Here is a 23237-nt window from a genome sequence, read left to right as displayed (position 1 = left end):
GCGGCTTGACCTTCCCGTAAGGGGAAGGACTATGCTCAACGTTTGATTTTGTTTCGCCTGCTTAAGAATAAGGAAATAACTATGCAACGTCGTGATTTCTTGAAATATTCCGTCGCGCTGGGGGTGGCTTCAGCCTTGCCGCTGTGGAGCCGCGCAGTATTTGCGGCGGAACGCCCAACGTTACCAATCCCTGATTTGCTCACGACCGATGCCCGTAATCGCATTCAGTTAACTATTGGCGCAGGTCAGTCCACCTTTGGCGGGAAAACCGCAACTACCTGGGGCTATAACGGCAATCTGCTGGGGCCGGCGGTGAAATTACAGCGCGGCAAAGCGGTAACGGTTGATATCTACAACCAACTGACGGAAGAGACGACGTTGCACTGGCACGGGCTGGAAGTACCGGGTGAAGTGGACGGCGGCCCGCAGGGAATTATTCCGCCAGGTGGCAAGCGCTCGGTGACGTTGAACGTTGATCAACCTGCCGCTACCTGCTGGTTCCATCCACATCAACATGGCAAGACCGGACGTCAGGTGGCGATGGGGCTGGCTGGTTTGGTGGTGATTGAAGATGACGAGATCCTGAAATTAATGCTGCCAAAACAGTGGGGTATTGATGATGTCCCGGTGATTGTTCAGGATAAAAAATTTAACGCAGACGGGCAGATTGATTATCAACTGGATGTGATGACCGCCGCTGTGGGTTGGTTTGGCGATACGTTGCTGACCAACGGTGCAATCTACCCGCAACACGCTGCCCCGCGTGGCTGGCTGCGCCTGCGTTTGCTCAATGGCTGTAATGCCCGCTCGCTCAATTTCGCCACCAGCGACAATCGCCCGCTTTATGTGATTGCCAGCGACGGCGGTCTGCTACCTGAACCGGTGAAGGTGAACGAGCTGCCAGTGCTGATGGGCGAGCGTTTTGAAGTGCTGGTGGAGGTTAACGATAACAAACCCTTTGACCTGGTGACGCTGCCGGTCAGCCAGATGGGGATGGCGATTGCGCCGTTTGACAAGCCGCATCCGGTAATGCGGATTCAGCCGATTGCCATTAGTGCCTCTGGTGCTTTGCCAGACACATTAAGTAGCCTGCCTGCGTTACCTTCGCTGGAAGGGCTGACGGTACGCAATCTGCAACTTTCTATGGACCCAATGCTCGATATGATGGGGATGCAGATGCTGATGGAGAAATATGGCGATCAGGCCATGGCCGGGATGGATCACAGCCAGATGATGGGCCATATGGGGCACGGCAATATGAATCATATGAACCACAGCGGGAAGTTCGATTTCCACCATGCCAACAAAATCAACGGTCAGGCGTTTGATATGAATAAGCCGATGTTTGCGGCGGCGAAAGGGCAGTACGAACGTTGGGTTATCTCTGGCGTGGGCGACATGATGCTGCATCCGTTCCATATCCACGGTACGCAGTTCCGTATCTTGTCAGAAAATGGCAAACCGCCAGCGACGCATCGCGCAGGCTGGAAAGATACCGTTAAGGTAGAAGGTAATGTCAGCGAAGTGCTGGTGAAGTTTAATCACGATGCACCGAAAGAACATGCTTATATGGCGCACTGCCATCTGCTGGAGCATGAAGATACGGGGATGATGTTAGGGTTTACGGTATAAAAAGACCGTATTCGGAAATATGCCCGGATCTCTCCGGGCATTATGGTTACTTCACATCATCCGGCAGCGCATAAGCCACAATATAGTCGCCCATCTTCGTACCAAATGAACCGTGACCGCCTGCGGAGATCACCACATACTGCTTGCCATTCACTTCATAGGTCATTGGCGTAGCCTGACCACCCGCTGGTAAACGACCCTGCCACAGTTTTTCACCGTTGCTCATGTTGTAAGCGCGCAGGTAGTTATCTGCCGTAGCGGCGATAAACAGCACGTTACCCGCCGTGGAGATTGGCCCGCCAAGCATCGGCATACCCATATTGAACGGCACCGGTACAGGCATCGGGAATGGCATACTGTCCTGCGGCGTACCAATACGTTTTTTCCACACCACTTCATTGGTTTTCAGATCCAATGCTGAGATATAGCCCCATGCTGGCTGTTTACATGGCAGACCAAACGGTGAGAGGAACGGGTTGAGCGTGACACCATACGGTACACCGTACTGTGGCTGGATGCCGGATTCCGTACCCGTGCCTTTGGCATCTTTCGGCTGTTCCATCGGGTTGCCTGGACCGCGTGGGATCAGTTTCGAAACAAACGGCAGTGCCATTGGGTTGGCAATCGCCACTTCACGATTCGGATCAACGGAAATCCCGCCCCATTCGAACATCCCCAGGTTACCCGGGAAGACCAGCGTACCCTGTTCAGATGGCGGCGTAAAAATGCCTTCATAGCGCATCTGGTGGAACATCACGCGGCACACCAACTGGTCAAACATGGTGACACCCCACATATCCGCACCGCTCAAATCTTTCGTCGGACGGAAGCTCAGTTCCGAGAAGGGTTGAGTAGGGGTCACGTAATCGCCTTTGGCAGCACCTTGGGGAACCGGTTTTTCCGGGGCCGGAACCACCAGTTCACCATTACGACGATCGAGCACAAAAATGTTGCCGGTTTTCGCCGGAGCGTAAATAATCGGCACTTTCTGACCATTAACGGTGATGTCCGCCAGCGTCGGCTGTGCCGGAAGATCCATATCCCACAGGTCGTGGTGAACGGTCTGGTAGCTCCACGCCAGTTTCCCGGTAGTGGCATTCAGCGCCAGAATCGAGCTGGCATAACGTTCCTGTTCCGGTGTGCGGTTACCACCCCAAATATCTGGCGTGGTGACGCCCATCGGCAGATAGACCAGATCCAGCTTCGCGTCATAGGCCGCTGGTGCCCACGAGTTTGGTGAGTTAAAGGTAAAGGTATGTTCGTCAGACGGGATCGCATTCGGATCTTTCGCGCCCGGATCAAAAGCCCACAGCAGCTCCCCGGTGTTGACATCAAAACCACGGATCACGCCAGATGTTTCACGGGTTGAGAAGTTATCGGTGACTGAACCGGCCATCACGATGGTTTTATCGGTGATAATCGGCGGCGAAGTCGGCTCATACAGACCCGGTTTGGTGTCCGGCATATTGCTTTGCAGATTGAGCACGCCTTTATTGGCGAAGGTTTCGCACAGCTTGCCGTTTTCAGCGTTAATTGCAATCAGACGACCATCATTGACCGGAAGAATGATACGACGCGGGCAATCCGCCATCACTTCCGGCGAAGCAGTTTCTGCTTTGGCTTCATGATAAGAGACGCCACGGCAGGTTACATGCTGGAAGGACTCGTTGGTTTTCAGCTCAGGATCGTAATGCCATTTCTCTTTACCGCTGGCGGCATCCAGCGCAAACAGACGTTGGTGCGCGGTACACAGGTAAAGGGTGTCGCCCACTTTAATTGGCGTCACTTCATTGGTGATTTCGCCCGGATCGTTCGGCTGCTTCACATCGCCAGTACGGAACACCCAGGCTTCTTTCAGCTTGTGGACGTTATCAGCGTTAATTTGTTTCAGAGGTGAAAAGCGTTGACCTTCCTGATTGCGACCATAGGCAGGCCAGTCCTGATCGGCAACGGGGGAGATGGCTTCTGCTGGCGTGGTATCGGCGCTTAAGGTGCCGCTGATTTCCTGCGGATCGTTAAATCCGGCCCAGGTCAGGATACCACCGCTAATCAGCAGTGCGACCACCAGTGCGGCAACTGCGCCGCTGGCAGGAATGACCAGGCGACGCCAGACAAACGGCAGGATCAGCCAGATGCCGAAGAAGACCAGAATGTCGCTGCGCGGAGTCAGCGCCCAGAAGTCGAAACCAACTTCCCAGACGCCCCAAATCATAGTGCCGAGCAGCAGGGCTGCGTACAGCCAAAGCGCGGCGCGTTTACTGCGCCACAGCATCCAGGCGACGCTGAGCATCACAAGGCCAGCGATAGGGTAGTACCAGGAGCCGCCAATCGCGACCAGCCAGCCTCCGCCAATGAGTAGATACAGCCCGCAAAGCGCTGCAAAAAGGGCTGTTAGCGTGACGAGTAATCGCCGCGAGCCGGTATTGTTAATTGCCATAAAGAGACACCATTTCAATTCATTAATATTTTAGTAGCAATTAATTATAGGTTTTAACATGTGTGATCGTCATCACAATTCGAGCTTTATTAACAGATTCCGCGAATGAATAGTTTTACTGGTATACTGCGTGTCTTGCGCTTTGTTGCGGTGCCAAAACCTGCCCGTGCGAAGTGATTTGTTTTTAAATCATATGGTTATAGATATGAAACATACTGTAGAAGTAATGATCCCCGAAGCGGAGATTAAAGCGCGTATCGCCGAACTGGGTCGTCAGATTACTGAGCGTTACAAAGACAGCGGCAGCGATATGGTGCTGGTGGGTCTGCTGCGTGGCTCATTTATGTTTATGGCGGACCTGTGCCGTGAAGTTCAGGTATCTCATGAAGTCGACTTTATGACCGCCTCCAGCTACGGTAGCGGCATGTCCACCACCCGTGATGTGAAAATCCTCAAAGATCTGGATGAAGATATCCGTGGCAAGGACGTGCTGATTGTTGAAGATATCATCGACTCGGGGAATACACTGTCGAAAGTGCGTGAGATCTTAAGCCTGCGCGAACCGAAGTCGTTGGCGATTTGTACGCTGCTGGATAAACCGTCCCGTCGTGAAGTGAACGTCCCGGTAGAATTTATCGGTTTCTCGATCCCGGATGAGTTTGTGGTGGGTTACGGCATTGATTACGCACAGCGTTACCGTCATCTGCCGTATATCGGCAAAGTGATTCTGCTGGACGAGTAAGTGTGAAGTTGCCGGATGTGTTGCATCCGGCATGGCATTTTTATTTGTGGTTGGCGTGTTTCAGCTTGAGGTTGGAGATCCCGTGACGGTAACGTTGCTCAAGGGTTTCGCGGTTAGTCGCTGTGACATCCAGATCACGCAGCAAGCCGTCGTGAATGCCGTAGGCCCAGCCGTGAATGGTAACTTTCTGCCCGCGTTTCCACGCTGATTGCATAATGGTGGAGTGGCCCAGGTTATACACCTGTTCCATGACGTTCAGTTCACACAAGGTATCCAGACGGCGCTCTTGCGGCATTTCGCCGAGCAATGAGCTATGTTTGAACCAGATATCGCGGATATGCAGCAGCCAGTTGTTGATAAGCCCCAGTTCCGGGTTTTCAACTGCGGCTTGTACGCCGCCGCAACCGTAGTGGCCACAGATAATAATGTGTTCAACTTCGAGTACATCCACTGCATACTGAACCACGGAAAGGCAGTTCAGGTCGGTGTGAATGACCAGGTTAGCAACATTACGGTGAACAAAGAGTTCGCCCGGCTCAAGACCGGTTAAACGTTCTGCAGGAACGCGACTGTCGGAACATCCAATCCATAGAAAGCGCGGTTTTTGCGCTTGTGCCAGTTTCTCAAAAAACCCGGGATCCTCTTCCACCAGCATTTTTGACCATAGTGCATTGTTGCTGATGAGTGTATCTATGTCTTTCATGGAGGTTAACGACCTGTAACCAAATAATTACGTTTGGCTAATATAGGGCAACTCCGGGACGATTTAAACCACAGATAAAGTGTAAGAACGTAAGGTAAGTAAAAATTTATGACCATTGCACTGGAACTTCAACAGCTTAAAAAAACCTATCCAGGCGGCGTTCAGGCGCTTCGTGGAATCGATTTGCAGGTCGAAGCGGGTGATTTTTATGCGCTTCTCGGGCCGAACGGGGCCGGAAAATCGACCACTATCGGTATTATCAGCTCTCTGGTAAATAAAACCTCCGGGCGGGTCAGCGTATTTGGTTACGATCTCGAGAAAGATGTCGTAAACGCTAAACGTCAGTTGGGTCTGGTGCCACAGGAATTTAACTTCAACCCGTTTGAAACCGTGCAGCAAATTGTGGTGAATCAGGCAGGGTACTACGGTGTGGAGCGCAAAGAAGCGTACATTCGCAGCGAAAAGTATCTTAAACAACTCGATCTATGGGGAAAACGCAACGAACGTGCGCGTATGTTATCTGGCGGGATGAAGCGCCGTTTAATGATTGCCCGTGCGTTAATGCATGAACCTAAACTACTGATTCTCGACGAACCGACCGCAGGCGTGGATATTGAACTTCGCCGCTCAATGTGGGGCTTTTTGAAGGATTTAAACGACAAAGGCACCACCATCATTCTCACCACACACTACCTGGAAGAAGCAGAAATGCTGTGCCGCAATATCGGCATTATTCAACACGGTGAGTTGGTGGAAAATACTTCGATGAAGGCGCTGCTGGCGAAGCTGAAATCAGAAACCTTTATTCTCGATCTCGCACCGAAAAGTCCGTTACCGAAGCTCGATGGCTATCAGTATCGACTGGTAGATACCGCCACGCTGGAAGTTGAAGTGCTGCGTGAGCAGGGCATCAACAGCGTATTTACGCAGTTAAGTGAGCAGGGCATTCAGGTATTAAGTATGCGTAACAAAGCTAACCGTCTGGAAGAGCTGTTTGTTTCACTGGTTAATGAAAAACAAGGAGATCGCACATGATGCATCTTTACTGGGTGGCGCTAAAAAGCATCTGGGCGAAAGAGATCCATCGCTTTATGCGTATCTGGGTGCAGACGCTGGTGCCGCCAGTCATCACCATGACCCTTTACTTTATTATCTTCGGTAACCTGATTGGTTCGCGTATTGGCGATATGCATGGCTTCAGCTACATGCAGTTCATCGTACCGGGGCTGATCATGATGTCGGTGATCACCAACGCCTACGCTAACGTCGCGTCATCATTTTTTGGTGCCAAGTTCCAGCGTAATATTGAAGAGCTGCTGGTAGCGCCGGTTCCGACTCATGTCATTATTGCCGGATATGTCGGTGGTGGCGTGGCGCGTGGTCTGTTTGTTGGTATTCTGGTGACGGCAATTTCACTGTTTTTTGTGCCGTTTCAGGTGCATTCGTGGGTATTCGTTGCCTTAACCCTGGTGCTCACTGCGGTGCTATTCTCCCTTGCGGGTTTGCTGAACGGCGTGTTTGCTAAAACGTTCGATGACATCAGCCTGGTGCCAACCTTTGTGTTAACGCCACTCACGTATTTGGGCGGGGTGTTTTACTCCCTGACTTTGTTGCCGCCGTTCTGGCAAGGGCTGTCGCACCTGAACCCAATCGTTTATATGATCAGTGGTTTCCGCTACGGCTTCCTCGGTATCAATGATGTTCCGCTGGTCACTACCTTTGGCGTACTGGTGGTCTTTATTGTGGCGTTTTATTTGATCTGTTGGTCGCTGATCCAACGTGGACGTGGTTTGCGTAGCTAAGGCTATTTCCTCTCCTCTGGATTTGGGGGAGAGGAGTTTTGACGGCTATCACCCTTTATCAACAATGGTCAGGGTAGACTGATTTTCGGCTAAGGAGGAAGGCGATGTTAGGTTGGGTAATTACCTGTCACGATGACCGGGCGCAAGAGATACTGGATGCGCTGGAGAAAAAACATGGGGCACTTCTTCAGTGCCGGGCCGTGAATTTCTGGCGCGGATTAAGCTCTAATATGCTCAGCCGCATGATGTGCGATGCCTTGCATGAAACGGACTCTGGTGAAGGCGTTATTTTCTTAACCGATATAGCCGGAGCGCCACCGTACCGCGTGGCTTCATTATTAAGCCACAAACACTCCCGTTGCGAAGTGATTTCTGGTGTCACGTTACCGTTAATTGAACAGATGATGGCTTGCCGTGAAACCATGACCAGTTCAGCGTTTCGCGAGCGTATTGTCGAACTGGGTGCGCCGGAGGTGAGTAGTCTTTGGCACCAGCAACAAAAAAATCCGCCTTTCGTCCTCAAACATAATTTGTATGAGTATTAACCCGCGATTCTGATGACGCTTTTGCTACAATAAAAGCGTTGTTTCACCCTCGGTTATTTTTTCATGTACAAACAAGCTGTTATTCTCCTGCTGATGCTGTTTACCGCAAGTGTCAGTGCCGCGTTACCTGCCCGTTATATGCAAACCATCGAAAATGCCGCGGTCTGGGCGCAAATTGGTGACAAGATGGTGACGGTGGGGAATATTCGGGCCGGACAAATCATTGCCGTGGAGCCCACTGCCGCAAGTTATTACGTATTTAATTTTGGCCTTGGCAAAGGGTTTATCGATAAAGGGCATCTCGAGCCGGTTCAGGGGCGACAAAAAGTTGAAGACGGTTTGGGTGACCTCAACAAGCCGCTGAGTAATCAGAACTTAGTTACCTGGAAAGATACGCAGGTCTATAACGCGCCGAGTGTGGGCAGTGCGCCATTTGGAGTACTGGCGGACAATTTGCGCTACCCGATTTTGCATAAACTGAAAGACAGGTTAAATCAAACCTGGTATCAGATCCGTATTGGCGATCGACTGGCCTATATCAGCGCGCTGGATGCCCAACCCGATAATGGCCTGCCGGTGCTAACCTATCACCATATTTTGCGCGATGAAGAAAACACCCGTTTTCGCCATACTTCGACGACCACCTCGGTACGCGCTTTCAATAACCAGATGGCCTGGCTGCGCGACAGGGGATACGCGACACTGAGCATGGCGCAGCTGGAAGGTTACGTGAAGAATAAGATCAATCTCCCTGCGCGAGCGGTGGTGATTACCTTTGATGATGGCCTCAAGTCGGTGAGCCGCTATGCGTATCCTGTGTTGAAACAATATGGCATGAAGGCGACGGCGTTTATTGTTACCTCGCGCATCAAACGTCACCCGCAGAAATGGAACCCAAAATCGCTGCAATTTATGAGCGTTTCTGAACTTAACGAAATTCGCGATGTATTTGATTTCCAGTCACATACTCATTTTTTGCATCGGATAGATGGTTATCGGCGGCCTATATTGCTGAGCCGTAGTGAGCACAATATTCTGTTTGATTTTGCACGTTCACGCCGCGCTCTGGCGCAATTTAATCCACATGTTTTGTATCTTTCTTATCCATTTGGCGGATTTAATGACAAAGCCGTGAAGGCAGCAAAAGAAGCCGGATTTCACCTGGCTGTGACGACCATGAAAGGCAAAGTAAAACCGGGGGATAATCCGTTGTTACTAAAACGACTTTATATCTTAAGAACAGATTCGCTGGAGACGATGTCGCGGCTGGTGAGTAACCAGCCGCAGGGATAACAATCAGGCAACCTGTACCGGAATCGCTTTCGCGGTACGTTTCATTTCGTTGTCGCCTTCAAAATAGGCGACGTTGGGTCGCCAGGTGCGAGCTTCTTCATCTGGCATGGTAACGAAGCTGGCGATGATGACAATATCGCCGACGCTGGCGCAGTGGGCCGCCGCACCGTTGACAGAAATAATTCTCGAACCGCGTTCTGCCGCGATGGCATAGGTGGAGAAACGCTTGCCGTTGGTAACATTCCAGATATCAATGGCTTCGTTTTCGAGAATACCGGCTGCGTCAAGAAAATCCTGATCAATGGCGCAAGAACCTTCATAGTGCAGGTCCGCATGAGTCACTTTCACGCGGTGGAGTTTGCCCTGCAGCATCGTGCGAATCATAACTTCTACCTTTCTACCCTGTCGTTAACGAAGCAGGCGATGCCTGCTTTGAGGAAATTCTCACGCAGTATTGCCCGATTTTTGTTTAGTGTCTACTCATCTGACGGCATTTGCATCAGCAGTTTGCGTACCGTGCCGAAGCGTGCCATGTAACGCCTGTAACCAATTGAAATTTATCTGAACGCTGCTCGGTAAACACTAAAGAGGCGGCTGACGACGGCACACCTTGACTGGATACTGCCTTCACGCAAGACAACACGGAAGGCAGGGGAGATGGATGCACCGAGTACCACACCGCATGATGCGGTGTTTAAACAATTTTTAATGCATGCGGAAACGGCTCGCGACTTTCTGGATATCCATTTGCCAGCGGAGCTACGCGAACTGTGTGACCTCGACACGCTGCATCTTGAGTCGGGGAGTTTTATTGAAGAAAGCCTGAAAGGGCACAGCACTGACGTGCTCTATTCCGTACAGATGCAGGGTAGTACGGGTTATCTGCATGTTGTGATTGAACACCAAAGCAAGCCGGATAAGAAAATGACCTTTCGCATGATGCGCTATGCCATTGCCGCCATGCACCGGCATCTGGAGGCGGATCACGATAAGCTGCCGCTGGTGGTGCCGATTCTGTTTTATCAGGGCGAGGCCACACCTTATCCGCTCTCAATGTGCTGGTTTGATATGTTTTACTCGCCGGAGCTGGCGCGACGCGTTTACAACAACCCTTTCCCGCTGGTGGATATCACCATCACGCCGGATGACGAAATCATGCAGCACCGGCGGATTGCGATTCTCGAACTACTGCAAAAGCATATTCGCCAGCGCGACTTAATGTTATTGCTGGAGCAACTGGTCACGCTGATTGACGAAGGGTACACTAGTGGAAGTCAGTTAGTTGCCATGCAAAACTATATGCTGCAACGCGGTCATACTGAACAAGCGGATTTGTTTTATGGTGTGTTGCGAGACAGGGAAACGGGAGGGGAGTCTATGATGACGCTGGCGCAGTGGTTTGAAGAGAGGGGAAGGCAGGAGGTAAGACAGGAGGTAAGACAGGAGGTAATACAAGAGGTTAGACAGGAAGTAAGACAGGAATTCGCCCTGCGTTTTCTGAGTAAAGGGATGTCTCGGGAAGACGTTGCAGAGATGGCAAATTTACCTCTTGCTGAGGTTGATAAGCTGATTAGCTAAGTTATCTGCATTATCAGTTATAGCCAGATAATTGTTATTGTTAACTGACCAGATAATTAAGGGAACATATGGAAATAAAGACACGGAGAGAAACCAGGCAGACGTTGGCGCAGTGGTTTGAAGAGAAGGGATTTCAGAAGGGATATAAAGAGGGACTCCAGAAGGTAAGACTGGCCCTGCGTCTTCTGAGTAAAGGAATGTCTCGGGAAGACGTTGCAGAGATGGCAAATTTACCTCTTGCTGAGATTGATAAAATGATTAACTAAGTTGTCTGCGTTATGAATAATCGCTTACAGATAACGTGGCAATGAATAGCTGGCGCCATCAGCCGTAGCGCCAGTTAAGCATTACGCCAGTTCGACCATTTTGTTGTCGATCAGGCGAGCATCGCCAAGCCAGGCGGCTACCAGAATCACTGCGCGTTTGCTGTTTTCAGAGACTTCCAGCAATGTGTCGGCATCACGAATCTGAATATCATCGGCGCGGAAGCCTTTTTCATTCAGTTCTTGCCCGGCAATGGCAATAATTTCATCGAGATCCCGTTCGCCAGCCTGCAATTTGTCGGCAATCGAACTTAAAACCTTGTACAGACCGGGCGCAATTTTGCGTTGTTCCGCCGTCAGATAACCGTTACGGGAACTCAGCGCCAGACCGTCTTTGGCGCGCATAATCGGTACGCCGATAATCTCAATATCAAAGCCCATATCGGCAACCATTTTGCGGATCAGCGCCAGTTGCTGAAAGTCCTTTTCGCCGAAGCAAGCGATGTCCGGCTGGACCAGGTTGAACAGCTTGCTGACAATAGTCGAAACGCCGCGAAAATGTCCCGGACGGCTGGCACCTTCCAGCATGGTGGAAAGACCAGGAACATCAACATAGGTGTGGGTTTCTGTACCGTTCGGGTAGATCTCTTTTACCGAAGGCGCGAAAACTAAATCCACTTTACGTTTGTTCAGCTTTTCGCAGTCCTCTTGCAAGGTCCGTGGATAACGTGCCAGATCTTCCGGGCGGTCAAACTGCATTGGGTTAACGAAAATACTGACGACGACCACATCGGCGCGGGCTTTGGCTTCGTCGACCAGCTTCATATGGCCGTCGTGCAGGTTACCCATGGTGGGCACCAGCGCCACGCGCTTACCTTCCATACGCAGGCGGCGGATTTGCTGACGCAGCAGCGGCAGGGTTTCGATAATTAACACAACGTCACTCCTCAATGGAAACTGTGTTCTTCGCCCGGATAAACGCCGGACTCCACTTCAGCCATATACTGCCGCACAGCCGCGCGGATGTCGCCCGTTTCGGCGAGGAAATTTTTGGCGAATTTAGGAATATGACCGCCGGTAATGCCGAACGCGTCGTGCATCACGAGGATTTGCCCGTCAGTGACGTTGCCTGCGCCAATACCGATAACCGGGATCGCCAGTGCTTCGGTAATGCGTTTCGCCAGTTCAACCGGCACGCACTCCAGTACCAGCAGTTGTGCCCCAGCAGCTTCTAAGGCTAATGCATCGCTGAGCAGTCGATCGGCCGCTTCATCGCCGCGCCCCTGGACTTTGTAGCCACCGAAAATATTTACTGACTGTGGGGTTAGGCCTAAATGACCACAAACTGGAACGGCACGTTCGGTCAGCATTTGTACGGTTTCTACCAGCCACTCACCGCCTTCAATTTTGACCATGTTGGCTCCGGCACGCATTACCGTTGCGGCGTTTTCAAAGGCTTGTTCCGGCGTGGCATACGCCATAAATGGCAGGTCTGCTAACAGAAGGCAGTTTGGCGCGCCGCGACGCACGGCGGCAGTGTGGTAGGCGATATCAGCAACGGTAACCGGTAGCGTGGAGTCATGCCCCTGAACCGTCATGCCCAGAGAATCGCCGACCAGCATGACGTTAAGTCCTTCTTCGGCAAACAGTTTTGCGAAGCTATAATCGTAAGCAGTGATGGTCGCGAAACGTTTTTTTTCTTGTTTGCATTTTTGCAATGAAGCAATAGTGGTTGGTTTCATAACGTATCCTGATAAGTAATGTCGTGCTGTCTGGCATTTTATCAGCCACATTGGTGGGGGCAATGATTTATCTATTGTGGCACCGCCATTACCAGACGGTGCCACAATGTTATCAGGGATAGGTTACCTGGAAAGTACTGGTGGCTTTAAATTCTCCTGGTTCGATAGCAATATTTCCGTCTTGCTTTAACGTCGCCTGGAAATGAAGTGGATATGTTATACCTTGATCTTCTGGGTAAATTGCATCTGAATCGTGATCCTGAGCCTGACCCGTATTATCTTTATAAACAGAAGTTGAATCATTCGGTTTCAGTATCATTAGGGCACTTTTTCTGTTTGCTAATCCTTCAATCAATACCGCAACGCCTTTTGCTGCGCCGCTTCCAGTAAGAGTGTTACCCAGGAGTTGCTTATTTTCTGTACCCAGCTTCCCTGAAGATAGCTTTGTCTCTATATCGCCAACGCGAACACAGTTCTGGAGAGAAATATCAAAAGGAACCGGAGTAGCACCATTTTTAATCTGCCCTGGTGCATATTCTCCCATTTTTACCGTCGAACCACTTACTGATTTTCCGGTAAGTACAGCAGTAAAGCAGGTGGGGTTAGTTAATTTAACATTGAGTAGATCAAAGTCGATATAAAGGTGATGGCTGTGATCAACAACACGAGAACCGGGACTGTAGGCCTTAAACGCATAAAGATATGTCGAATTACTGGACAATGATACGTCCTGGTTTGTTGTAGGGTTAAAATCGGTATCAGTATAAAATTCAATCGTAAGATCGTGTACAACACCGCCGATGGCCCAGAATCTATCGTACCGCATCGCGTTATCGCAGCCGATATGTTGTAGATCAGGGTCTGTGATGATCCACTGGAATTTTTGTGGTGTGGTATCTCCAATATATAAACCAGAGTCGCTAATAGTTGTTTTTGTTGAATATGCAGACCAAAGTTTTGCAATAAATAGAGTGTAATACAAGCCTGGGACAGAGGTTTTAAATAACTTATGTCCACCATAGGTTTTACCAGAATCAGCCATGGCATTTTCAATATCCATTAGTCCATCTGGATTTGCCCTGTCAGAGGCATTACAGTAAAGAAAACCGCCACCGCTGGCTGTATCTAATTGTTCCCAGCGTAATTTAACACCTGTCGGGCCAAGTTGAGTAGGTTTATAAAAAACTAAATTATTGGTTGTTGATGCATATCTAAAAGTGACCTGAGCCGCAGTGCTCGGGCCGTTGAAATTACCATCGCCTACCCCGGCATTGTTACCAACAAGAAAACTTGTATCCTTACTAATCGCTGTAAAGCAAGAGCAGGATAGTACTAAAAAAACAAAGTATTTGAAGAATGTCTTCATGATTACCCACTATTCGCTGCTGTCATAATAGCAGTCGTTTGTTTTGATATATTATTCGTAGTGCACATCAACTAATATATGACTCATCACCTGGCCAGATATGACATCCAGCGCGGGATCGATTTTTTGCATTCTGGCATAAAATTTCCATGACGAATTATTCAGGGCAGAAGTCATTACTGGATAGATTGAACGAGAATTTCCCGCTGAACTAAGAACATTGAATATATTGGCCGGGTCCTGAATGGAAAAGAGAACGACACCGACATTTTTAGCCCCGGTTGTCACTTCATTGGCAAATATTTGCCTGGAGCCTGCAGCCATGACACCGCTAAGGGCTCTAAAATCAATATGTAACTGATTTAGCACATCGCCAGTTCCCTGTAATGCACAGTCTGAGACAGTGACAGTGAACTCTTTTCCACCTGGTTGATAGCTTTCAGGAGTAACATTACCTGAAAAATATCCCACCCCAACGACACCAAGATCAATATTACCCTGGTTACTGATTCCGCTTTTGCAAGTGCTGTTTTTTACATTAGCAACAAGGTCAATATCCTGTCCAGCGATCGCTGGACAGGTAATGGGAAACAGTAATGACAGAAACAGAATTATTCTCTTCATCAGCTTACGTTGAGTGGGATGCATATATAGTTCCTGAATCTGTCAGTCTGTTAGTTATAGGTTACTGTAAATGTGGCAGGTGCAGAAAATTTACCTGCAGTGACATTACTTACGGTTTTATTTTTTTCAACGACCAGGCGAGCACTCATCGGGTAATAAACAACCGCATTGGCAGCAGTGGAAATAGTTACCTCTTGAGATGCTGGTGTCACACAACTAAATTGTGTTGCTCTCCCTGTTGCCGGAGTTTCGGTGCTCCAGACTTCAACGGCGACGGCACTTGCTTTATCTGTGGCTGTGGAACCATTTGCGAACCCTGCACCGTCATTAGCAGTCCCCTCGCATGTGGCTCGCTTGGTTAATTTTATTTGCGCTTTTTTATTGGGGATACCCGCACAGTCTTTGAATTTGAGTTTGAATGTTTTTACTTTGGTCTTGGCATTGATTTCAGAAATATATACATCACCAAAATCAACAACAGAAATGTCCTGATCAGAGTCATTTACTAATGTAGCGGTACAAGTACCCATTTCTACGGTGGTAATCACGGTCAGCCCAATGCTGTCAGTTGCCGCATAAGAGGGTACGCTGAACAATGAGGCAGCCAAAACGACACTGCTGGATAATCCATAACGTAAATTTTTAAATGTCATCTTAATTATCCTTCTTATTGATAGATGAAATTAAACGTCGCCAGGGCGCGAAAAATCCCCGGCACGCCTTGCCCTGCTGCGGTTTCACGTAGCGCGACAGTCATTTCAAGACCTTTATCGGGCTGCATTTCTTCTGTGCTCCAGCGTATCTTGTCCGCACTGTTGTTAGGTTGAAGGAAAGTGGCATCATCAGTAGTCCGTTTTTTGAAACCCATACCGATATTACTTGTCGTCGAAGATAAATCACCAGACAGCGGTATAATAAGCTTGGATGAGCTTGATAATGCGTTTCCGGTCAGAGTGGTATCAATCCAGCTAATGCCACTGCTGCACCCACTGGCAACCAGTTTAAAATCAGCCTGAGATTCTGTCGTTTTATTCGTGATCTTATCCAGGCCCATCTTAGGGATTCTCAAAGTGTAGTTATTATTGCCATCATTCGTGACATTATTACCAGTAAGTGTGATGTTACAGGTTGTCGCTTTGACAGTGGCTGTAAACTCAACATTAATATCCGTTGCAAATACTGAGGGTGATAATAATACTCCCATCAGTATCGCTATTTTATGTGGCGTTGTTTTTATCATTTGACGTCCCTTGTAGTTACTGAATCTGACACCGAATTCCATTCAGAATAATAGATTGCGCTATTTTTTCTGCTTCTGAACTTTGTTGATAATGCGCAAGACAACTTACAGGTTTACTTTCTTCGAGCCATTTAATGTTGATATTTCCTTGCTGTTCAATACCACGAACAAAAGCCTGTCCACCCTGTCCAACATTACCAATGACATTGCCTTGGTCATCATAAATATCTGCAGCAAATGGAATATTTTTGCCATCACTACGTGTGATGTTCATAATGGCTGATTGCCCTTGCACGGTTTCAAAATCAGCAAAAACGACAGAACCCTGACGAGGCACAGCTACAGCACTGGTACTTTTTAATTCAACATCGTTCTCAAGATCGTTGATATCCAGCGCGATACGGTTTTCATGATAAGGAGAAAGAGCGCTGGTGACACCATAACCCCATCGATCGATAGTACTGTTGCCATAATTTATTCGCGCTCCTTGAGCACCTGGAGCCTGAACTACCGCCAGTGTATCGGAGTCGCTAAAACTGTCATTACTGAAGGTCAGGCCGCCACTATGCAATACAAAACCACCGTCGGTGCTGAGAGAAACTTGACGACTGTTATCGCTGTTTGCAGAAACTGAACCTGCCAGAGTTCCCCACGGTGATTCATAGCTGGCATAACCCCCAACATAACTCAAATCTTTGCTGGCTTTATTCATCGTATAGCCAGTATTCACGCTATAACTGACGCGAGCGTTATCGCTATAGCCACTGCTACTGACGTTGAGTTGGTTATTACCCTTAAAGTCACTGCTCATTTGAGTATCGATACTCTGGAAACCTGAAGTACGTTGTTCAGTGCCAAGTAATTTTTCAATAGGAATGGTGAAACTGAGATAAACGCTATCATCAGCGTCGCCGTCCTCATTCCATGAACGCTGTGCACTGATGCTGTAGCTGCCCCAGGATGCACTGTTACTGTAGCCAATGGAGTAATTGCTACGATTTTGTCCGGAAGCCCAGTAATCGGACCAACTACCAGAAAGATAAAAAGAACCGTAATCTTTTTTTTCAAATTTCAACGGTTGGTTAATACTGACTGTAACCTGATTTTTCATGCGCGAGTAATTACGCATGGATTTCGGTTCAAGATCTTGTTCTGGATGTTTCACTTCATCAATCAGAGTTAGTGCATCATTAAGACCAAGATAATTCTGTGTCGAATAGCGATAGGCCGCGATATTCAGTGAAGTACTTGTTTCTTCGAATAACTTGTTCCAGGAAACACGATAACTTTGCCCCTGGTATGTTTTATCATCCGGTATACGAACATTGGAGTGAGTCACATCGAAAGAAAATGCACCGACCGAAGTATTCAGACCAAGACCTAACAAACCAGCGGTATAGTTATTATCGGTAATCTGAATACCGGTATAACCCGTCAGATAGTTATTCAGACCGTAGTAGTAGCTGGCCTGAAATAAATTAGGCTCATCCTGAATATCATCTTTTAAGACCTGGCCGCCGCTAATATCCCAACGTCCAACGCCAGGGCGTAACATTTGAACGACCGATGAAAAAGGTTGCGAGAATGTCCGCTTTGAGCCATCGGATTCTTCGATGGTAACAATAAGATCACTGCCGTACCCTGATGGACTCAGATCATCAATGACGAAAGCGCCTGGCGGCACCGTCGTTTCATAAATCTTATAGCCACCTTGCGTAATAGTGACTTTGGCGTTGGTATTGGCAACGCCATGAATGATAGGCGCAAAGCTGGCTAATGTCGGAGGCAACATGCGGCTGTCACTGTATAAGCGAATGCCTCGGATACTGACGGAATCAAAGGTTTCGCCCGTCGTATAAGACTCACCAATAATGAATTGAGAGCGTAGTGAGGCGATATCACGCTGTATATACCGATTCTTAAAATCATAATTACCGCCAGAATCGGTCATCCAGTTGTAGTTGCCTGAGGCACGCAGCCGCCATGCACCCAAATTCATCCCACCGTTAAAAGCAGCATAAATGCTGTCATTTTTTCGACCAGGGGTTTCACTATGATATCCGTTGAGGTTGTATGACAACATGGCTGCATTAATGCCATTTTCCCATAACGATGGATCAACATAGTTTTGGTAATTTTTCATTACCCAGGCCTGAGGAACGTCTATATCCAGACGTTGATCGTTAACGTCATAACGAACGGAAGCCTGAGGGATAATTTCCGTCAAATTGAGGCAATTGCCGAGAGCTTCATCCCGGGCAAGCAGAACGGCTTTTTCGCTGTTTATATCGGGAGAATTAATATGGAACTGCAATAAATTTTTAAGTGTGATACAGGCTTGTGCGTTCTTTTTTCCTTCAATTGCGACAAATGTAATGCTTTGGTTAATAACAGGTTGATCGTTGACATAAACACTAACGTCGTACACACCCGGTATAGCGGGGTTACCTTCACTATACCGGCTGAGATCAATATTTGAGGCATTCTGCCCCATCAGGAAGGTATGGTCATATTCAACAAGTTCAGCACAGAAAGCACCATTGCAATACAGCAGCGCGCAAAACGTGGCGATACGGGTCAGATGATTGTGATAATTTTTAGTTGGTTTTATAGTCACGTTATGCTTCCTGCGGAATTATATCCTTGCCTGATTACAGACTGGCATTACCTTCAATGGCACCACCAAAATCATTAATGGCGTAAAAATGCACTTTTGCAGAATTTGCTTTGCCATTAAGGCCAGTGACTTTCATGACTTCATCACTGAATGGTGCAATCATTTTCACATCAATCGGAAAGCGTTTACCGCTGGCTTCTAAATCACCACTGCTAAAAGAGACGTAGTAAGGGGTTGGATTGGCCACTCGTAATGCTGCTTTACCCTCGGAACCTGACCAGGACCATTTCAGGGCTAATGGTGCTTCTGAGGGATTCCCCTTCAATGCTTCCGGGCGATAGAACAGTTTTATACGTGTGCGAAATGCCAATTGCAGCAGGCTTTGATTTGCAACTGTTGCGGCATCTGGTTTTGGAGGAACTTCTAGTACGTTAAACCAGAACACACTTTCTCTGTCTTTTGGCAGGACGCTGCTGGCGGTGTACATCAGTTTGATGGTTTGGCCGCGTTTTGCATCAATGCGTGATACGGGCGGAGTCGCAGTAAAGGGGACGGTAATACTGCCAGGCTCAGCATTGTCATCACCAGTATCCAGCCAACTCTGAACAAGTAATGGGTTATTGCCTTTATTTTCCAGGCGAATGTTGACACTTTTTTGGTCGCTTTTATAGATTACGCGTGTACCGGAAATTACGATATCTGCTATAGCTGACGAGCTAAAAGCTACACAGGTTGCGAAGCATAATGCTGCTGTATATTTAGTGTTGAAAAACATAAACCATTCCTGGTAGAGTTAAAAAAACAGGAAATAGTATGGAGTATCAATATTATTCCCTGTATGTATTCAATTTATGAATATGAATGGAAGTGATTACTGATAAGTAACGGTATATGCAGTGTTAGTTTTTACATAACCTGCTGTGGCTGCCAGACTTGCATCTGCACGAACATAAGACGCTTTAAAATCATAAGTTGCGGATTTGGAAGTTGCATCCAGTGCTTTGGAATAGATATCGCCAGGATTGTTGATTTTAACCTGCTTAATAGTAGAACCTTCAATATTGTGCAGAGCAATATTAACACCGTCAGATGGAGTATTAATTGACATGTCATTATTCAGGGTTCCTTTACTGTTACCAAAGAAGACTGAACCAAAAGTCATTTTTGCTGTGCTGCCTGGTGCCGGATTAGCTTTACTACAGTCAACAGTAATGCTGAATGGTTTAGCCTTAGCACCAACGGTAGTGTCCAGCACACCCTCAGAGATTTCTCCAACGGTTGCAGTTTGCAGCAGGATCAGGCCATCTTTATTACCGCCGTCTACGCGGGTTTCACAGGTATTATCAACAACCAGACCACTGATATTTAACTGACCACCGTCCATATCTGCAGAAGCACTACCTGCAACCATTGCCAGCATAAGACCAGAGAGCGCAAAACCTAATTTTTTAGACATAAAAATCCTTGAATCATATTCCATGAGTTTAACTACAATTGGGCCCTTTCAGGCAGGGATTCCCGATAGAGGAAAAGAGATTAGTTTGTTAATGATGAATGTGAAGATTTACTGAATTTAACATCTGTTCATCACTAAGTAGAATAATGTACACATTTAAATTTAAATATCCACTTAATTCATTTTTAAGCAAAAGTTAATATACACAGCGGGAAAAGTATTGTATGTGAGATGGGGTGGGGGGGCGAAAAAATAATATTAATTATGATTGTAACTGAGAGGGTGTATTAATTTCAATAGGGTGAGGTTATTTTTCGGAATTTATTTATATTCACGTTACTGTTACATTACCATTTATTTAATTCATGAAATTTATTTTTTCTTAATAAGTTTTCTAATATCGTTCCATCAGGAAAGACCAGCTCCGGCGCAATTTCAAACAGTGGCCACAGCATAAAGCCACGATTTTTCATATCGTAGTGCGGAACGGTCAGACGTTCGGTATTTATTACTTCATTACCAAACAGCATGATGTCGAGATCCAGCGTGCGCGGTCCCCAGCGTTCAGCTTTACGGACGCGACCTTGCTGCAATTCGATACGCTGTGTGTGATTGAGTAGCTCTTCAGGGGCAAGAGTGGTTTTCAGCGCGACGGCGGCATTTAAGTAATCGGGTTGATCTTGCGGCCCCAGAGGTGGGGTGCGGTAAAACGAAGAAACGGCAAGAATGCGGCTTTCTGGAATATCGCCTAATGCTTTCAGGGCAGCATTGACCTGCTCCAGCGGAGAGGCCAGATTGCTGCCTATGGCAATATACGCCACTGTCATGTAGTACCCTCACGACGCGGTGCGCGTTTGCGTGGACGACGAGTACGACGACGCGGTGACGGTTCTTCATCCAGTTCGTTAAGCATCCCTTTTTGGTCTGGCGGCGCGGAAACCTGGAACTCACCCCACCATTTCACCAGACGTTGCAGTTCAGCGTTACGCTCAACTTCGGCTCGTAAGGCCAACAGGTCGTATGCCGCACGGAACTTAGGATGCTCCAGCAGTTTCCATGCGCGTTTACCCTGACGACGGGACATACGCAACTGCAACTGCCAGATATCGCGAGTTAGCGTAGTCAGACGTTTCGGGATCGCCAGTGAACGGCAGGCTTCGTCCAGCACGTCGTTCATCGCCAGTGCGAAAGCGTCGTGATAGGTCAGGCCGCTCTCCTGAGCAATTTTCTGTGCCGTCTCCAGCAATGGGTACCAGAACATGGCGGCAAACAGGAACGCCGGGTTCACGCGCATATCGTTATGGATACGCGTATCGGTATTCTTCAGTACCTGCTCAATAATGCGTTCCATCGGGCTGTCGCCATTTTCCGTGAAGTAGCGGGTAATGGTCGGGAACAGCGGCTGGAACAGATGATATTCACACAGCAGCTTATAGGTTTCGTAACCGTAGCCCGCTTGCAACAGTTTCAGCGATTCTTCAAACAGACGTGCCGGTGGGATATCGTTCAGTAAGGTTGCCAGGCGTGGGATCGGCTCGGCGGTTTCCGGGCTGATGCGCATGCCCAATTTGGCGGCAAAACGAACCGCGCGGAGCATACGTACCGGATCTTCACGGTAGCGCGTTTCCGGGTTACCAATCAGACGGATAACGCCGTCTTTCAGATCCTTCATGCCGCCAACGTAATCACGGACGGTAAAATCTGCCACGCTGTAATACAGGCTGTTGATAGTGAAATCGCGGCGCTGGGCGTCTTCTTCGATGGAGCCGAAAATGTTGTCGCGCAGCAACATACCGTTTTGCCCGCGTTGGGAGGTCGTGCGGTCGCTGACGTTACCTTCGTGATGTCCACGGAAGGTCGCAACTTCGATAATCTCCGGGCCAAACATCACATGAGCCAGACGGAAACGGCGACCCACCAGACGGCAGTTACGGAACAGTTTACGTACCTGTTCAGGCGTGGCGTTAGTGGTTACGTCAAAATCTTTCGGCTTTTTGCCAAGTAACAGGTCGCGCACGCCGCCGCCAACCAGCCAGGCTTCGTATCCCGCTTTATTGAGCCTGTACATTACCTTCAGGGCATTTTCACTGATATCTTTGCGGGAAATAGCATGCTGCTCACGCGGGATCACCGTCACCTGTGGACGGGCGACTGCCTGTTCAGCCTCGCTTTCCTCGCGGCTTAGCACCTTGCGGCAAAAATTAGCGACTCGGGTAAAAATAGTACACCTCGGTAGTGTCAAACATCATTCAGGACAAAAAAATAGCGGCTAATCATAGCTCAGCATGACGCATTTGAGAATGTTGAATTTACAATTGCCGACTCAGGCACTGCGGTGAGCCGCCAGTTTTTGACGGCTGACTGAAGGATTTGCTCGACGCTGAAATCCTGCCAGTGTGTTTCTACCTGCTGACCCAGAAAATGAAGTGCCGCGATTAACACCGGGCGCGGATCGCCTTTCGGCAACGCAGGCGCATGATTCTGCTTGGAAAGTTTAGCGCCTTGTGGATTAAGCGCCAGCGGTAAATGGATGTAATCTGGCACTTTCCAGCCAAAAAGCTGGTACAGCGAGATTTGCCGCACAGTCGGTTCGATCAAATCTGCCCCGCGGACAATTTCGCTCACGCCCTGGAAGTGATCATCCACCACCACCGCCAGGTTATAGGCAAACAAACCATCACGGCGATGAATAATAAAATCTTCCCGTGCCAGTTTTTCGTCGGCGTGAATAATGCCTCGCAGCAGGTCAGTAAACTGGGTGACTGGATGCTGCTGGCGGATACGTACTGCGGCGTTGTCTGGTCCATGATGCAAATCCCGGCAATGACCGTCGTAAATACCGCCAATGTTTTGAATACGCGCACGCGTGCAGGTGCAGTAATAACTTAGTCCTTGCTCATGTAACCAGGCGAGTGCTTCGCGATAGGCGTGGTGACGTTGCGATTGCCAGAGAACGTCGCCGTCCCAGTGTAGGCCGTAATGTTCCAGCTGGCGCAGGATAGTCTCTGCGGCACCGGGAACTTCACGAGGCGGGTCGATATCTTCAATGCGTACCAGCCAGCGACCTTGCCGGGCGCGAGCCTGCAAATAGCTGCCAAGCGCAGCAATCAGAGAACCAAAATGAAGCTCGCCGGAAGGAGAGGGGGCGAAGCGACCAATATAGTGTGTGTCTGTCATCTCTTTGAACAAAAAATAAG

The 23237-nt window shown here is 48.6% G+C and carries 23 protein-coding genes; 8 read left to right on the top strand and 15 right to left on the bottom strand.

What is annotated here, in order from left to right:
• The first annotated feature begins 81 nt into the window (after window positions 1-81).
• Complete coding sequence (gene cueO, locus ACJHX4_RS10780; protein WP_001189632.1) at window positions 82-1632, top strand: multicopper oxidase CueO; 1551 nt, start codon at window positions 82-84, stop codon at window positions 1630-1632.
• A 46-nt stretch (window positions 1633-1678) separates the two neighbouring features.
• Here cueO and gcd read toward each other — a convergent pair whose 3' ends face one another.
• Window positions 1679-4069, bottom strand: a complete 2391-nt coding sequence (gene gcd / locus ACJHX4_RS10775) for a quinoprotein glucose dehydrogenase (protein ID WP_124831065.1) — start codon at window positions 4067-4069, stop codon at window positions 1679-1681.
• 205 nt (window positions 4070-4274) lie between these two features.
• Between gcd and hpt the strand changes: the two genes are divergently transcribed.
• Entirely contained in the window at window positions 4275-4811 is a 537-nt protein-coding gene (gene hpt, locus ACJHX4_RS10770) for a hypoxanthine phosphoribosyltransferase (protein WP_000683335.1), read from the top strand.
• A 40-nt stretch (window positions 4812-4851) separates the two neighbouring features.
• Here the strand turns inward: hpt and can are convergent, their stop codons facing one another.
• Window positions 4852-5514, bottom strand: coding sequence for a carbonate dehydratase (can, locus tag ACJHX4_RS10765; RefSeq protein ID WP_000651599.1), 663 nt, complete (start codon window positions 5512-5514; stop codon window positions 4852-4854).
• A gap of 108 nt (window positions 5515-5622) precedes the next feature.
• Here can and ACJHX4_RS10760 point away from each other — a divergent pair, with 108 nt between their 5' ends.
• The 4 genes from ACJHX4_RS10760 to ACJHX4_RS10745 all read left to right on the top strand — a co-directional run bounded on the left by ACJHX4_RS10760 (window position 5623) and on the right by ACJHX4_RS10745 (window position 9154).
• Complete coding sequence (locus ACJHX4_RS10760; RefSeq protein WP_000150638.1) at window positions 5623-6549, top strand: ABC transporter ATP-binding protein; 927 nt, start codon at window positions 5623-5625, stop codon at window positions 6547-6549.
• On the top strand, window positions 6546-7316 hold the full coding sequence (locus tag ACJHX4_RS10755; RefSeq protein ID WP_000972203.1) for an ABC transporter permease: 771 nt from the start codon (window positions 6546-6548) through the stop codon (window positions 7314-7316). Before ACJHX4_RS10760 ends, ACJHX4_RS10755 begins: the two co-directional genes overlap by 4 nt.
• 104 nt (window positions 7317-7420) lie before the next feature.
• On the top strand, window positions 7421-7861 hold the full coding sequence (locus tag ACJHX4_RS10750; protein ID WP_000901994.1) for a PTS sugar transporter subunit IIA: 441 nt from the start codon (window positions 7421-7423) through the stop codon (window positions 7859-7861).
• Between the two features lie 63 nt (window positions 7862-7924).
• Window positions 7925-9154 (top strand): polysaccharide deacetylase family protein, encoded by a 1230-nt coding sequence (locus ACJHX4_RS10745; RefSeq protein ID WP_000277941.1) that lies wholly within the window; start codon window positions 7925-7927, stop codon window positions 9152-9154.
• A gap of 3 nt (window positions 9155-9157) precedes the next feature.
• On the opposite strand, the gene panD is transcribed toward ACJHX4_RS10745, so the two are convergent.
• On the bottom strand, window positions 9158-9538 hold the full coding sequence (gene panD, locus ACJHX4_RS10740) for an aspartate 1-decarboxylase (RefSeq protein WP_000621515.1): 381 nt from the start codon (window positions 9536-9538) through the stop codon (window positions 9158-9160).
• Between the two features lie 273 nt (window positions 9539-9811).
• On the opposite strand from panD, the gene ACJHX4_RS10735 reads away from it, so the two are divergent.
• Window positions 9812-10732, top strand: a complete 921-nt coding sequence (locus ACJHX4_RS10735; RefSeq protein WP_000339933.1) for an Rpn family recombination-promoting nuclease/putative transposase — start codon at window positions 9812-9814, stop codon at window positions 10730-10732.
• 68 nt (window positions 10733-10800) lie between these two features.
• Window positions 10801-10998, top strand: a complete 198-nt coding sequence (locus ACJHX4_RS10730) for a hypothetical protein (RefSeq protein WP_000404123.1) — start codon at window positions 10801-10803, stop codon at window positions 10996-10998.
• A gap of 81 nt (window positions 10999-11079) precedes the next feature.
• Here ACJHX4_RS10730 and panC read toward each other — a convergent pair whose 3' ends face one another.
• From panC to gluQRS, 12 genes are all read right to left on the bottom strand, one after another.
• On the bottom strand, window positions 11080-11931 hold the full coding sequence (gene panC / locus ACJHX4_RS10725) for a pantoate--beta-alanine ligase (protein ID WP_000905361.1): 852 nt from the start codon (window positions 11929-11931) through the stop codon (window positions 11080-11082).
• 11 nt (window positions 11932-11942) lie between these two features.
• Window positions 11943-12737 carry a 3-methyl-2-oxobutanoate hydroxymethyltransferase gene (panB, locus tag ACJHX4_RS10720; protein WP_000805472.1) on the bottom strand — a complete coding sequence of 265 codons (795 nt, stop codon included), beginning with the start codon at window positions 12735-12737 and terminating at the stop codon, window positions 11943-11945.
• 112 nt (window positions 12738-12849) lie between these two features.
• Entirely contained in the window at window positions 12850-14103 is a 1254-nt protein-coding gene (locus ACJHX4_RS10715; RefSeq protein WP_000846606.1) for a fimbrial-like adhesin, read from the bottom strand.
• 51 nt (window positions 14104-14154) lie between these two features.
• On the bottom strand, window positions 14155-14751 hold the full coding sequence (locus ACJHX4_RS10710; RefSeq protein ID WP_000553751.1) for a fimbrial-like protein: 597 nt from the start codon (window positions 14749-14751) through the stop codon (window positions 14155-14157).
• Between the two features lie 26 nt (window positions 14752-14777).
• On the bottom strand, window positions 14778-15380 hold the full coding sequence (gene yadL / locus ACJHX4_RS10705) for a fimbrial-like protein YadL (RefSeq protein WP_000143210.1): 603 nt from the start codon (window positions 15378-15380) through the stop codon (window positions 14778-14780).
• Window positions 15381-15394: 14 nt separating this feature from the next.
• Window positions 15395-15967 (bottom strand): fimbrial protein, encoded by a 573-nt coding sequence (locus ACJHX4_RS10700; protein ID WP_000598298.1) that lies wholly within the window; start codon window positions 15965-15967, stop codon window positions 15395-15397.
• Window positions 15968-15983: 16 nt separating this feature from the next.
• Window positions 15984-18584: a Yad fimbria usher protein HtrE gene (htrE, locus tag ACJHX4_RS10695; RefSeq protein WP_000153158.1), complete on the bottom strand. Its 2601-nt coding sequence runs from the start codon at window positions 18582-18584 to the stop codon at window positions 15984-15986.
• Window positions 18585-18618: 34 nt separating this feature from the next.
• Entirely contained in the window at window positions 18619-19359 is a 741-nt protein-coding gene (locus tag ACJHX4_RS10690; protein ID WP_000465941.1) for a fimbrial chaperone, read from the bottom strand.
• A gap of 96 nt (window positions 19360-19455) precedes the next feature.
• Complete coding sequence (locus ACJHX4_RS10685; protein ID WP_000038431.1) at window positions 19456-20040, bottom strand: fimbrial protein; 585 nt, start codon at window positions 20038-20040, stop codon at window positions 19456-19458.
• Between the two features lie 347 nt (window positions 20041-20387).
• Window positions 20388-20867 (bottom strand): 2-amino-4-hydroxy-6-hydroxymethyldihydropteridine diphosphokinase, encoded by a 480-nt coding sequence (folK, locus tag ACJHX4_RS10680; RefSeq protein ID WP_000215152.1) that lies wholly within the window; start codon window positions 20865-20867, stop codon window positions 20388-20390.
• On the bottom strand, window positions 20864-22261 hold the full coding sequence (pcnB, locus tag ACJHX4_RS10675) for a polynucleotide adenylyltransferase PcnB (protein WP_203401281.1): 1398 nt from the start codon (window positions 22259-22261) through the stop codon (window positions 20864-20866). The genes folK and pcnB overlap by 4 nt, the downstream gene beginning before the upstream one ends.
• A 59-nt stretch (window positions 22262-22320) precedes the next feature.
• Window positions 22321-23217 (bottom strand): tRNA glutamyl-Q(34) synthetase GluQRS, encoded by an 897-nt coding sequence (gene gluQRS, locus ACJHX4_RS10670; protein ID WP_032140777.1) that lies wholly within the window; start codon window positions 23215-23217, stop codon window positions 22321-22323.
• Window positions 23218-23237: the final 20 nt, after the last annotated feature.

This window comes from Escherichia sp. WS2035, assembly GCF_046487065.1.
In the GTDB taxonomy this organism is placed as follows: Bacteria; Pseudomonadota; Gammaproteobacteria; order Enterobacterales; family Enterobacteriaceae; genus Escherichia; species Escherichia coli.
Note: the sequence above shows the minus strand (reverse complement) of the source record. Positions and strands in the feature narration are given on the sequence as shown.

What these genes read in the sequence shown, in the direction of transcription:
- cueO (WP_001189632.1), top strand. Translation starts at nt 82, where the DNA reads ATGCAACGTCGTGATTTCTTGAAATATTCCGTCGCGCTGGGGGTGGCT.
- gcd (WP_124831065.1), bottom strand. Translation starts at nt 4,069, where the DNA reads ATGGCAATTAACAATACCGGCTCGCGGCGATTACTCGTCACGCTAACA.
- hpt (WP_000683335.1), top strand. Translation starts at nt 4,275, where the DNA reads ATGAAACATACTGTAGAAGTAATGATCCCCGAAGCGGAGATTAAAGCG.
- can (WP_000651599.1), bottom strand. Translation starts at nt 5,514, where the DNA reads ATGAAAGACATAGATACACTCATCAGCAACAATGCACTATGGTCAAAA.
- ACJHX4_RS10760 (WP_000150638.1), top strand. Translation starts at nt 5,623, where the DNA reads ATGACCATTGCACTGGAACTTCAACAGCTTAAAAAAACCTATCCAGGC.
- ACJHX4_RS10755 (WP_000972203.1), top strand. Translation starts at nt 6,546, where the DNA reads ATGATGCATCTTTACTGGGTGGCGCTAAAAAGCATCTGGGCGAAAGAG.
- ACJHX4_RS10750 (WP_000901994.1), top strand. Translation starts at nt 7,421, where the DNA reads ATGTTAGGTTGGGTAATTACCTGTCACGATGACCGGGCGCAAGAGATA.
- ACJHX4_RS10745 (WP_000277941.1), top strand. Translation starts at nt 7,925, where the DNA reads ATGTACAAACAAGCTGTTATTCTCCTGCTGATGCTGTTTACCGCAAGT.
- panD (WP_000621515.1), bottom strand. Translation starts at nt 9,538, where the DNA reads ATGATTCGCACGATGCTGCAGGGCAAACTCCACCGCGTGAAAGTGACT.
- ACJHX4_RS10735 (WP_000339933.1), top strand. Translation starts at nt 9,812, where the DNA reads ATGGATGCACCGAGTACCACACCGCATGATGCGGTGTTTAAACAATTT.
- ACJHX4_RS10730 (WP_000404123.1), top strand. Translation starts at nt 10,801, where the DNA reads ATGGAAATAAAGACACGGAGAGAAACCAGGCAGACGTTGGCGCAGTGG.
- panB (WP_000805472.1), bottom strand. Translation starts at nt 12,737, where the DNA reads ATGAAACCAACCACTATTGCTTCATTGCAAAAATGCAAACAAGAAAAA.
- ACJHX4_RS10715 (WP_000846606.1), bottom strand. Translation starts at nt 14,103, where the DNA reads ATGAAGACATTCTTCAAATACTTTGTTTTTTTAGTACTATCCTGCTCT.
- ACJHX4_RS10710 (WP_000553751.1), bottom strand. Translation starts at nt 14,751, where the DNA reads ATGCATCCCACTCAACGTAAGCTGATGAAGAGAATAATTCTGTTTCTG.
- yadL (WP_000143210.1), bottom strand. Translation starts at nt 15,380, where the DNA reads ATGACATTTAAAAATTTACGTTATGGATTATCCAGCAGTGTCGTTTTG.
- ACJHX4_RS10700 (WP_000598298.1), bottom strand. Translation starts at nt 15,967, where the DNA reads ATGATAAAAACAACGCCACATAAAATAGCGATACTGATGGGAGTATTA.
- ACJHX4_RS10690 (WP_000465941.1), bottom strand. Translation starts at nt 19,359, where the DNA reads ATGTTTTTCAACACTAAATATACAGCAGCATTATGCTTCGCAACCTGT.
- ACJHX4_RS10685 (WP_000038431.1), bottom strand. Translation starts at nt 20,040, where the DNA reads ATGTCTAAAAAATTAGGTTTTGCGCTCTCTGGTCTTATGCTGGCAATG.
- folK (WP_000215152.1), bottom strand. Translation starts at nt 20,867, where the DNA reads ATGACAGTGGCGTATATTGCCATAGGCAGCAATCTGGCCTCTCCGCTG.
- gluQRS (WP_032140777.1), bottom strand. Translation starts at nt 23,217, where the DNA reads ATGACAGACACACACTATATTGGTCGCTTCGCCCCCTCTCCTTCCGGC.